At 62.8% G+C, this 10,613-nt stretch carries 14 protein-coding genes and 1 pseudogene; 9 read left to right on the plus strand and 6 right to left on the minus strand.

What is annotated here, in order from left to right; genetic code table 11:
• The first annotated feature begins 422 nt into the window (after positions 1–422).
• From VMR39_RS13060 to VMR39_RS13075, 4 genes are all read left to right on the plus strand, one after another.
• A complete protein-coding gene (locus VMR39_RS13060; RefSeq protein ID WP_325416433.1) occupies positions 423–998 on the plus strand; it encodes a hypothetical protein in 576 nt (191 codons plus the stop codon).
• Between the two features lie 18 nt (positions 999–1,016).
• Positions 1,017–1,307, plus strand: a complete 291-nt coding sequence (locus tag VMR39_RS13065) for a hypothetical protein (RefSeq protein WP_325416434.1) — start codon at positions 1,017–1,019, stop codon at positions 1,305–1,307.
• Between the two features lie 86 nt (positions 1,308–1,393).
• Positions 1,394–1,582 (plus strand): hypothetical protein, encoded by a 189-nt coding sequence (locus tag VMR39_RS13070; protein ID WP_325416435.1) that lies wholly within the window; start codon positions 1,394–1,396, stop codon positions 1,580–1,582.
• 560 nt (positions 1,583–2,142) lie between these two features.
• On the plus strand, positions 2,143–2,820 hold the full coding sequence (locus VMR39_RS13075; protein ID WP_325416437.1) for a hypothetical protein: 678 nt from the start codon (positions 2,143–2,145) through the stop codon (positions 2,818–2,820).
• A 45-nt stretch (positions 2,821–2,865) separates the two neighbouring features.
• Here VMR39_RS13075 and VMR39_RS13080 read toward each other — a convergent pair whose 3' ends face one another.
• From VMR39_RS13080 to VMR39_RS13095, 4 genes are all read right to left on the minus strand, one after another.
• Positions 2,866–3,651, minus strand: coding sequence for a hypothetical protein (locus VMR39_RS13080; protein ID WP_325416439.1), 786 nt, complete (start codon positions 3,649–3,651; stop codon positions 2,866–2,868).
• Positions 3,652–3,838: 187 nt separating this feature from the next.
• A complete protein-coding gene (locus VMR39_RS30485; protein WP_414712511.1) occupies positions 3,839–4,240 on the minus strand; it encodes a TIGR02391 family protein in 402 nt (133 codons plus the stop codon).
• A 172-nt stretch (positions 4,241–4,412) separates the two neighbouring features.
• Positions 4,413–4,715 carry a hypothetical protein gene (locus tag VMR39_RS13090; RefSeq protein WP_325416442.1) on the minus strand — a complete coding sequence of 101 codons (303 nt, stop codon included), beginning with the start codon at positions 4,713–4,715 and terminating at the stop codon, positions 4,413–4,415.
• 129 nt (positions 4,716–4,844) lie between these two features.
• Positions 4,845–5,036: a hypothetical protein gene (locus VMR39_RS13095; protein WP_325416443.1), complete on the minus strand. Its 192-nt coding sequence runs from the start codon at positions 5,034–5,036 to the stop codon at positions 4,845–4,847.
• 174 nt (positions 5,037–5,210) lie between these two features.
• Between VMR39_RS13095 and VMR39_RS13100 the strand changes: the two genes are divergently transcribed.
• Positions 5,211–5,675, plus strand: coding sequence for a DUF736 domain-containing protein (locus VMR39_RS13100; protein ID WP_325416444.1), 465 nt, complete (start codon positions 5,211–5,213; stop codon positions 5,673–5,675).
• Positions 5,676–5,749: 74 nt separating this feature from the next.
• Positions 5,750–6,772, plus strand: a complete 1,023-nt coding sequence (locus VMR39_RS13105; protein WP_325416445.1) for an SLOG family protein — start codon at positions 5,750–5,752, stop codon at positions 6,770–6,772.
• Positions 6,773–7,060: 288 nt separating this feature from the next.
• Here VMR39_RS13105 and VMR39_RS13110 read toward each other — a convergent pair whose 3' ends face one another.
• Positions 7,061–7,525, minus strand: a complete 465-nt coding sequence (locus tag VMR39_RS13110) for an SRPBCC domain-containing protein (protein WP_325416446.1) — start codon at positions 7,523–7,525, stop codon at positions 7,061–7,063.
• 415 nt (positions 7,526–7,940) lie between these two features.
• Between VMR39_RS13110 and VMR39_RS13115 the strand changes: the two genes are divergently transcribed.
• Positions 7,941–8,915 carry a DUF2493 domain-containing protein gene (locus VMR39_RS13115; protein ID WP_325416448.1) on the plus strand — a complete coding sequence of 325 codons (975 nt, stop codon included), beginning with the start codon at positions 7,941–7,943 and terminating at the stop codon, positions 8,913–8,915.
• 173 nt (positions 8,916–9,088) lie between these two features.
• Here VMR39_RS13115 and VMR39_RS13120 read toward each other — a convergent pair whose 3' ends face one another.
• Complete coding sequence (locus VMR39_RS13120; RefSeq protein ID WP_325416449.1) at positions 9,089–9,349, minus strand: hypothetical protein; 261 nt, start codon at positions 9,347–9,349, stop codon at positions 9,089–9,091.
• 588 nt (positions 9,350–9,937) lie between these two features.
• On the opposite strand from VMR39_RS13120, the gene VMR39_RS13125 reads away from it, so the two are divergent.
• Together VMR39_RS13125 and VMR39_RS13130 are read left to right on the plus strand one after the other, a co-directional pair.
• Positions 9,938–10,234 carry a hypothetical protein gene (locus VMR39_RS13125; RefSeq protein ID WP_325416450.1) on the plus strand — a complete coding sequence of 99 codons (297 nt, stop codon included), beginning with the start codon at positions 9,938–9,940 and terminating at the stop codon, positions 10,232–10,234.
• 2 nt (positions 10,235–10,236) lie between these two features.
• Positions 10,237–10,613 (plus strand): annotated as a pseudogene (locus tag VMR39_RS13130) (conjugal transfer protein TraD); the annotation flags it as partial.

Raw genomic sequence — 10,613 nt, forward strand, 5'->3', positions numbered from 1 at the left:
CTCCTTCGTGGAAACGAGAGGCCAGTTTGATGGAGTGGCTGGACACCCTGTAAATTAATGCGAAGGAGCGTGGCAAAATATGGCGGTTTTGCACTTATGTCCCGCGCTCCTTCGCATTATTACAACCTCGCGATAATATGCGGCAACGGCCGGCTGGGACCGCAGATCGCATTCGTTTGAGGGGGCACCAGCCGCATCGGCCTATGATCTTGGGTTCCGGGCCGGGGGCGGGCGTCCCGATGATTTGTTCGATACGGCGCGCCGTGCCTTCTCCGCCATTGCGAGCCAGCCCGCAGCGCGGGGAGCAGGATCGTCAACTCCGCCACGGCCGTTGCCAAGTTGCTGGTTCGCTCCGACGGACGCGCCGCGACCCGTTCGCTGGACGCGGCGGCTGTTGATCATCGATTTTGGTGCATTTAGACATGTTCGCCGCTGATCTGGATCGACAGGGGCTATCGGATCGGCCCGTCATCCTGCAGATAGATAGCGATCGCGACTTCTGTTCGCTGGACGCACCGGATGATTGGTGCCCAAATCCTTTCCGGTGGACGCAGAGCCGCGATATTGAGGACATGCTGATCGCGGTCGAGGACAAATGTTTCGCGTTTCTCGATGCCGTTGCATCGTCCATTTCCCTGTGCCGCACCATGGAGCGGGTCCGCAATTCGGCGATCCAGAGACGATCCCAGTTCCGGCTGTGGCTTAGCCGCGGGCTTGCGGAGGGCCAGGTACGCGCGTCAGGCCAAATTCGCTGGGGAAAGGTCACTCTGGGACTCTACGTTCGTCTGGGCGAGTTCACGGCCCGTTATACCGGGCCGCACCGCCCTCGCGGCCATCGGATCGTCGTCGAGGTTGCTCCTGGCCTTGCGGCTACCGGCTACAGGTCGCCCGCTGGCAGGACGCTCGAGCCCGAGCTGATCATCTCCAGCCGTGCCCGGTTAAGGGCCGAAATGACGTCGTTGCTGCGCCAGTTCGCGGCGGCGCTTCGCTATCCCTGAACATCGAAAGGACCACTCATGGAGAAGGGCCAGTATCTGGTGCTCGGCACCGCCCATATCCGCTGCGCGACGGGCAAGCTGTTGAACGACTGGGCCGACCTCCCGCCAGCGCGCCAGCCGCTTTCCGTCGCGCCGACTCAATATGGCTGGTTCCTTCCGACGCGTGTCGAGACGAGCGGAGCGGCGGCACGTCACCTCCCGAAGGAAATTCCGGCAATTCTGGCGCTGGGGCGCGCCCAGGGCTGTGACTATGTCCTGCTCGATTGCGACGGACCCAACGAAGACGCCTTGCCGACCTTCCCCTGGTAGGACGGAAATTCGTTCCGGCATTTTCATGCCGTTGATAGCGCGCAGTTTCTCACGGCCACCGACCAACCCTTCAAGTTGGAACTCCGATGCAGACCTTGTCCCCTTTGCGAGCGCGTCTCGCGTCCTTCGAACATGCCTATCGGCTCGCGACCCGCCTGCGTTGTGCCACGGGCGCGAGGCAATATGTCGTCGCCACGGGCGATATGTTACAGCCTGTCCGCGTGACGGACCGGCTGCCTGGCATGCCGCTCTGCGTGCTGGCCTGCATTCTGTGATGAACCGCCGATCACCTGTCCTCGCTGCGTGGGGCGCCGGCGTCAATTCGACGGCGATGATCATCGAGCTTGTCGCCCGAGCTGAGCCGCCTGACGCCGTGCTGATGGCTGATACCGGGAGTGAGCGTCCTGAGACGGATCGTTTTGTCCCCGATCTTTCGCGCCTGGATGAATGATCACGGCATCGAGAACCATGTGGTGCGCTACGAACCCAAGCGGTTTCGCCATTGGTCGCTTTATTATTCACTTCTCGAGAATCTGCTGACGAACGGAACGCTGACGTGGACAGGGCAGGCGGATGGACCGACGACGTCGACATACGCGAAACGCCCAATCTGCGCCTTCTCCTTCCCGCGCGGAAGGAGGTGATCGCAGGGCCTGCGCAGGGCGCTTTGCTGGATGCGTGCCGGCGAGCCATTTACCGGGTGGTCCTGGGCCAGGAGGACCATCGACTTTCCTATGCTTCATGGAACGAAGCGCGGGCGCTTGGTATCATGCTGCCCCAGCCTTCGCCCTGACTTAAAGACTGGACGCCGGAAACTCGACTGAGGGGATCTGCCGTGCGCGACCAGGCCATGATCATTATGCCCGAACAGGAACCCGATGTTGCGCAAAGCGCGGTGCCCATCCTCAATGACGCCCAGATCATCGGGGCGACCGCGGTTTGTGCCGAGCGCGGGTTCGAAGGTTATAGCCGGTATGATGCGCAGGCACGACTCGCGAGCCTGCGCTTCAGCTTTACGCGGGGCGGCGCTCAGACATGGATCGATGACGCCGAGCTAGCCTCGCTTGGGGAGACAGGCTCGGTCACCGCCCTTCGCATCGAAATGGCGATCGCCGTGACCGCAGGATCTGAACCTGCAATCAGCACTCGCGAGGCACCCCTGCGGATGATGGTTGGATCGGTCGATTGCTATGGCATCGACGACGCGACGATCCTTGTCGACGATAAGGCTTCCGTCGACCCCGATGAGCTTGCGGAGCTTCTCGAGGAGAGCCTCTTCTTGCCGGATGAAGACCGGGGCGCCGACAGCTGGGAAACCCAGCGGTCCAACTTCCAGATGGAAGCGCGCCATATGGCGAACGCCGTCCTGCTGGGTGACGAAGAAGCCCTGAGGGCGCAGCTGGCCGAGGCGATCCGCCGCAATGTCTCCTGGCTCGTCCCGGCCGGCTGCACCATGACGGCGACCGTGACCCGGGGAGCGGTGGAAATCATGATGGCGTCCGCGGCGACGTGATGCAGTCCTTGTGGCACTGACGGGTCGCCGCGGCCGTCGGCGGCCTTAGAAATAGGTGTAGCCTGATCGTCTGGCCGCACGTCGTTCCTCTTCCCAGCGGCGGTCCTGCGCTCGGGCGCCATCCGGATGTATCTCGCAGTCGAGATCGTAAAGTGACGTCTTGGCCATGTTGAAGCCTGCGTTGAGCTTTTCGCGCCCATAGTCGTCCAGGTGCGGTTTCACATCGAAGCCGACATGGATGGCGGCGGCGATCAGCAAGCCATTGGGGACATAGACCGGTCCCAAATTTTCGCCGTCAGGATATGTGCACTCATAATCCTCGGCGACGTGCTTGAGCCAATAGCTGTTCGTCGCCGGCCGGATCGTCTTCGTCCGATCGACGCGCGAAACGAAGGCGAGACTTGCGAGGAACGGCGCAGCGGCATAGTCGCTGACGAGGTCGGAGCGACCCTGTGCAAAACGCGCGCGCCGTTCCTGGGGCGTTTCGTCGGATCGCCACTGGCCCATCCCGAAGCCGGCCGCCGTCAGAGTCGGAAATCGCTTGGCGACGCCGATCAGCGCGGCTTGCGCGGCCGCGCGGTAAAGCGTCGATCCCGCCGCGTTGAAATCATGCCTTGCAAGATATTGTGCAAAGGCTGCCCCATCTACTGTGGCGGCCTCCACTTGTCTTGATCGCGCGCGCTCCAGAAATGCAGCATACGCACGAAAGCCAAAGCCCCGCGCCATGGCCTCTGCCCGGTGAGAGGATTTAACTGCGCCGAGCGCCTTGGTGAGCGCGAGCTTGGTGGCATCGAGCGTCGATTGGGTAACAGGGATCGTAAGCTGGAACACGGTACACCTCCGATTTGAGCATGCCGTTCGCCGATTACGCAGCAGCCCATTGGGTGGGTTGCGTGAGCTACATCAAGGGTAAGAGACGTTTGACCCGGCGACAGGTCGGTGGTGTCCAATCCGCCTATGAGCATATAAGTATTGGTCGCGTCTGCAAGGGTGATTGCACCGGTTCCGCTCTCCTAACTTAAACGCGCGGTGGCATATGGCTGGCGTCAAGTCGCCGATGGATCAGCGTAACCAGGGACAGGAGATCCTCGACATCCGCCTTTGCCATTGGCCAGTGAATGCGGGCTTCATGCGCTGTAGGATTGCGGAACATCGCAAAGGCGCCGCGTACTAGGTTGGCGAAACCACTTTGCTCGCTGCGCTCGCTCGCGCTCACGAGCGCATTGACGGCCAGCATCGGAGGGTTGCTCGCCAGCGCGCGATCGACAATCGTTGCCCCGTCATCCGTAAGACCGGTCCTGCCCCGGATTTTGCTGGCGACGCTTTTGACGGCCTCCTGTACCGCATGGAAATAATTGTCCGCGAGAAGTTCTGCGCGGCAGTAGCGCAGAACATCGGGATGGACGCCACGGGTTTCCAGATCGCTTCTAAGTTCCTACGCCCTGCGCTGCGCTTCTGGCAGGGTTGTCGCTTGCTCGGCCTTTTGAAGCAGGCCGGCCTCCGTCACGACAAAACCTGCAAAGGCCAGCGCCCGGTTGAGATTGGCGCGCATTGGCTCGAAGCAATGGGGTTGCGGGCATAACGCGCCGGCTTCATTGCATGCCGGATGAAGCCGAGAATCCGCGTTCGATCCTGGAGGCGCTTCTGACATTCAGCGAAGGCCTGGTAGGGCCGGGATCGACCATGGCACAGGTTTCGATCAGCCTGTCGATCTCCGGATTGGTAAGACCCTCGGCGGTATCGCCCAAAGCGCTGGCAATGGCTTCCAGTTCGGCTTGTTGAAAAATCTGTCCCATAGCTATTGAGGTGCAGCAGAGATGGGCGGCTTTGCCAAGAGGCGATGCATCGGTCTTGGATAAGAAGGTTGGCAGGCGGCTGCCCGCTTGCGCGGGCACCGCCGCTCTATCTGCGCAGCGCTTGCAGTGCCGCTCCGACCGAGCTCCGGCTGCGCCGGATCTTGGCCCTGCGGGTTACGATCGGCTGCCGAAGGTTCAGCGCAGGTGAGGGTGCCGCTGAGATAGGGGTCAGCCGCGCGGGCGGAAATTCTGAGGGCGGCGTTCGAACTCTTCGGCTGTGGCGTCGAGGTCGGCTGCGAGTTGGCGGAGGGCGCGCTCGGCTCCCAGCCGCTCCAGGCCGTCGCGATTGGCGGCGGCGCTTCCGCGCTCTGCGCGAGATCGCGCCAGTTGCGCGATGGTTCGCATCGTTTCGGGATCCATGGGTGACATCATAGCGCCGATCACGCCTGAAAGCGAGCGGGGAGAAGGGAGCGGGTTTGCGCTTTGCCGCGTGCGGCAGCGTCCGCCGATGGGTCGGGACAGAGAGGAGAGAGGGATTTTGGCGGGTGTCGCTTCGGGTGGTCCGAGAGCGATGCACGTCAAAGGAAATGTCTCATGAATATCGGTGAATTCAACGTCCGCAATGATCGTCTCCAGGGCTGGATTGCAACCAACACCATCGACCTGCCGCGGCTGGGGCTGCGTCCGGTCCAGAGCAATCATGAACGCGCGCCCGTCTATGAGATCATCGCGCTCAATGTCGGCAATCGCTGGGTCAAGCTCGGCGCCCTGTGGGAGGCAGTCGCCACCCGCACCACCGGTGAAGCCTTCCTCCAGGGCTCGATCGATGACCCGAGCCTGCCCGAACCCCTCTCGATCGCGCTGTTCGGGACGGAGCAGGACGGGTTCCGTGTCGCGTGGCGGCGGCCCCAGCGCCGCGACGATTTCGGGCCCACGACGCGGCCGGCGCGCGGCGACTATCCTGTCGACGGCGAAGGCGGTGGCTTTGGCGACAGCACGGCGGGCATGAGCGGTGGCCTCGCGGCCAACAATACGCACGATGAAGAGGTTCCCTTCTGAAGGCTTGCCGCTCCTCTGGCCGGGGGCTTTCGCGCTCCCGGCCTCTTCTTTCTTCCATTTCGAAAGGGCAGGATATGATCCGCAAGCGACCCGCAAGCGTCGAGCGCTTTACTGACTTGAAGACCCTCTATGCAGAGGCTATCGCCACCCCGGAATTCCAGACCGTGTTCGGCGATCCCATGCCGCTCTCGATCATCGAGCCGGGGGATGAACCTGGCGAACATGATATGCCAGAGCCCATCGCGGCCCAGGCCGAATGCGGTGGGATCGTCGCTGCCATCTTCGATCTTTTCACCGGCACGCGGCTAGAACCATTCGCGCCTGAGATTGCCTGGGGCATCGTCAATTCTTTTCACTTCGCCGCCGGGAAGATCGAAAGGCGGGAGGACGCCATTGCGCAGGAACTGGGCGATCTGGCTCGCAGACCCGACCTCAGCGAAGTATATTCGAACGAACTTGAGGAAAAGCAGCTTGCTTGCCGGTCGCTTGCTGAGCAGCGCGACGCGATCGAATGCATGCGTGACTATGCCGCCGAAATGTATCGCGCGCTCTCGGGCTGGCCCTGGTCCCCGGCGAAGGGATCGCGTGCATCGAGCGTCTCCATTGCCAGCCAGATCGCCGTCCAGGATTTCCTGCGCGAGCGGCAACTCGTCGCGCGCGAACGCCATCTGCCACAAGGGCCGATCGTTATTTTTTCAGGTCCCGCGCAGTGGGAGAACTGGCAGCCCGTCTGGGACCGGCTCGATCAGATCAAGGCGCGATTGCCCCATATGACGCTGGTGACGACGGGACAGCGCAAGGGCGCCGACGCAATTGCCGCGGCTTGGGCAGCGCGTCCGGGCAACGGCGTGCCGCTCGTTGCTTATGGCCTTTATGGCGCTGGCAAGAAGGTTGCCTTCAACCGCAACCGCAAGCTCGTCGAGTTGAAGCCGGTCGAGGCGCTGCTGTGCGAGGGGTCGGGGCTTCAGGCCAATCTTTATCAGCTGCTGCGCAAGGCAAGCGTACCCATTCACGCCTTTCGCAAGGGTGAGGCGGAGATACCGGCGGGCGCGTTGCGTCGACCCGGCGCGGTGCAGTCGCTCGCTTGCGCGGCGTGAGGCGGCCATGGCTTTCCCCGGTATTTGCGTCCGCAATTATACCTTGCTCCTGCGTGCCGCGGAGTGCGGCGATCTGGCACTGATGGAGTGCACTGATCGCGAGACCGGCGTTCTCGTCTAAGTCGTCTGCGATATCTGGCGCGAGGGCAGCGTCCAGGGTGTCACGCCGCTGGCGCAGCTCCATGCCGGTAACTCGGCGGACCTCCTCTGGCCGCCGGGGATCGGGCCGACGATCAATTGAAAGGCAGGAAGGCGGCCCTCCAACCTGGAGCGGCCGCCTTTTCCTGTTTACTCGGTGAGCATCGCAAGGCGCCGCAGCGACGCGGCGAGCGCGTCTTCATGGTCTTTAGCGTCGATGGCGTCGGGCAGGGCACTCGCACGGAGCGTCACCTGGGTTCCGCCGGAGACCGGGTTGATCAGGGTCTCGAACTTCATTGTGCCGGCGGTGCCGCCGTCCCGACCGATGAAGCGGACCTGCTCGACGACATGTTCGTCGGGCTGAAATTTGGCAAAGCGCCCCTCTATCAGATCCATGCCAGGCGCTGACAGGCCAATGCGCTCATCTCCGTATTGGAGCTTCAGCTGATAGCCGCCGCCTGTCCGCGGCTGGAGCGCCGTGAAGCTGCCAATGACACCGTCGGGAACCCGCCAGGCCTTCAGCGTCTCGGTGTCGCGGAAGGTTCTGAACAGGATGCTGGGGCTCGCCAGGATCACCCGCGACGCACTATCGACCCGTTCAGCCTGCTTACCCATCCGCAAAGTCCCTGTCGTCCTTCATTCGATCCGTCATCATAAGCCGCGCCCTAGTCGGCTTGTGCCTATCGTACCAGTAGTGCGTCGATCGACCGTGGGCATGGTGGGTGGTTATCGACGGGTCGCGCGTGGGGCACCCATTTGCGAATCGGGGGCATCGAGCCCCCGATTCGCAAGCCTCCTCTTCTCTCTCAACTCTTTCAAGCGTGGCACGGGGACAGCGCCGGCCTCAAGGACGGCGGGGCCCCACCATTTTCCTTGGCGGAGTGAGAGTGGCTCTTCGGTTTCGGGCTTTGGTGGCCGCCAAAGAAAATCGTGACCCCCACCGCCGCTTCGCGGTCGCTACGCGATCCTTGACCCCGTCGCTCGGAGCCCGTGCCGGAAAAAAGACCTCTTTCAATTCAAGGAGGTTCCCATGACGACGATTACCACCATCCGCAGCACCGAAGAAATCGCCGACCTCATCGCAGAGGAAAGCGCGAGCGCCGCCTTCGAACAGGCCTTCGTGGAGACTATCGACGGGTTCCGGATGAGCCATGCCGATGACGAGACCGATGTCGGGCTTCCACTCGCCCGTGAGGCGGAACTGGCGACCGAACTTGTGATCCGCACCTTCTTCGATCTGCTGCGTGATACGAGGCTCGAAGCGATAGCGGATCGGCTCGCGTGGGGGATCGTGCACAGCCTCCACAAGGTCACCGACCAGCTCGACGGCGAAGCGGACAAGGCGGCGCGCAAGGTCCGCGATCTCATCCGCGATGCGGACGGCAGCGAGGTGCTGACGGCGCAGCTGGAGGATGCGCAGACGATCTGCCAGTCCCTTGATGAAGCGCGCGAGGCGGTAGCCTGCATGCGGGACCATGCAGCCCAGACCTTCGCCGCCGAAACCGGCCGCCCCTGGTCCGCGCCGAGGGGATCGATGGTGTCGAACAAGCGCACCGCAGCGGTGGTTTCGGCGACCGACTTCCTTGCAGCACGCCGCCAGCGCCGGATCGACCAGCACGCGCCCAAAGGGCCGATCGTGATCTTCTCTGGCGGCAAGGTGTGGGAGGATAGCCAGCTCCTGTGGGACAGGCTGGACAACATCCACATGCGGGTCCCAATGATGGTGCTTGCGACCACCGCGCAGGACAAGGGATGCGACGCGATTGCCGCCGCCTGGGCCGCAAGCCGCAAGGTGCCGGTGATCGCCTTCACCCTCGCAAAATGGCGCCATCTGGGCGACCGGGCCGGGTTCGCGCGCAACGACGCGATGCTGGCGTTGAACCCCGTCGAAGCGCTGGTCTGCGAAGGGAGCGGGGTCCAGTCCCAACTTGCACGCGCGATCCGTGGAAAAGGTGTGCCCGCACATTTCTTCCGGCTTGTAGATCAACACAGGGTAGCCCGCTGAGGAGCATTGTTGGGGCCGGTCCGGAGGGTATCCGGGCCGGCTCTTTTTTTGTTGGCGAGGAAAGGTCGCCCGGGCTCAGGACCCCTAATTGGGGTCCGTCGCTCGGGCGATGCGATGCCTTGTCGGCATCGGCCTCCTGCGCGCGGCTCCGCCGTGCTCGTCGCAGGGACGCCCTACGGGCGCTTTGTCTGTTCGGCTCGCACGGGAACGGAGAGCGGCTTGAGGGCTGCGATACAGGCTCCGCCGCCGACCCGGATCGCTTGGACCAATATGTCGCGAAATTCCTTCTCGGATAGTCGTTCGATCTCCAGGTCGGAGATGATGGAGGCATATTTGCCGCGCAAAGCGCGGCGGGCTTCGAGGATATCTTCCGCGATTTTCCTCTGCCGTGCTTCAAGGTCGGCGAGGCGTTCGCGGTCATTCATTTTGGGCATGCGTCATCCTTCAGATCTGCGAAGGTCTGTCCGCTGGGCAAGATGGTGCCATGTTTTTCATAGGATGCAACCGCTACGCGGCACGGCGCCACGACGCGGGCGATAGCGGGGCGCAATTCAGAAGAGCCTGAGCAGTCGCGGCGTCCAGACTGGGTGCGGATCGGGGGGCATGGGTCCCGGATATTTCGATCGGAAAGGATATAGCTTGGCCGTATGTTATAAGTCCCCTTCGGGGTGCCCCGCGCCTTCCGGCACGAGGCAGCGCAGCGCAGGAAAGCGCTGCGAAGGAAGGACGCACGCCGGGGGCGTTTTATAATGCACCGTACGCACGGGTGCTTCGGGCGCGAATCGCCAGCATTTGCGCGGCGTTCCGGCCGATTACGCGTATTGCGCTGATGGCACTGATTGACGCCCCCGGTCACGCTTTGGCTGTCGTTTTGGATGGCGGGGCGGCTAAGTGCTTGATCTGCCTTGGCACCGTTTGGCTGCCGCCCTGACTACATGTAATCAATTGAGATCGGGCTGAAATTCGAATATAAGGGCGATGCTTCATCACGATTGGCCAGGCGACGAACAGGAGTTCGGCGCTTGCCCAGAGTTACCATCAGGTTCAAGGACGCGCTCTTCGGGCGTCTCGTTGTCGGCGCACAGGCGGCCGGCTCAACCATCCCCGACTATGTCCGGGACATCCTCAACCGCTATGAAGGCATGGACGCGGCCGGCTATCATGGCCGCTTCGACGAAGTGCAGGCGACCCTCATCCAGGTCTTCGCGATCCTTGCTGCATCGGTGAGCGCGCGCCGGCCCGATATTCTCGAGAAGGGGATGGAAGATGCACGCGCCTTGCTTCAGGAACGAGGACTTCTCGATCCTGAGGAGGTGTAATCATGAGCATCTTCCGGAACGACACGCTGGGTTCCTGGACGAGGGGCGGGCAGGCCATCGTCCACAATGTCCGCATGACCACGCAGGTCTTCTTCCAGACCTTGCTGGCGGGGGTCGCCATCTGGGTTGGCGGCACCATCTGGTATGTGCTGGAGAAGTCGACCGACTATCAGCGGTTCGTGGCAGCGAAGATCGCCGAGGCGACGCTCAAAAGCGACCTGCCGGGCGGCGCGCCGGTCCTTTTTCGGACCCCATCGGGTCGCCGATATTGGACGACGTCCGATGCTTTGCTTGGCTCCCGCATTGCCAAGAAAACCCTTCAGGCGATGGAGCATCATCTGGTTTATGGCGCGGCTCTGGCGGGAGCCTTCGCCCTGCT

It is taken from the genome of Sphingobium sp., from assembly GCF_035511395.1.
Lineage (GTDB): Bacteria > Pseudomonadota > Alphaproteobacteria > Sphingomonadales > Sphingomonadaceae > Sphingobium.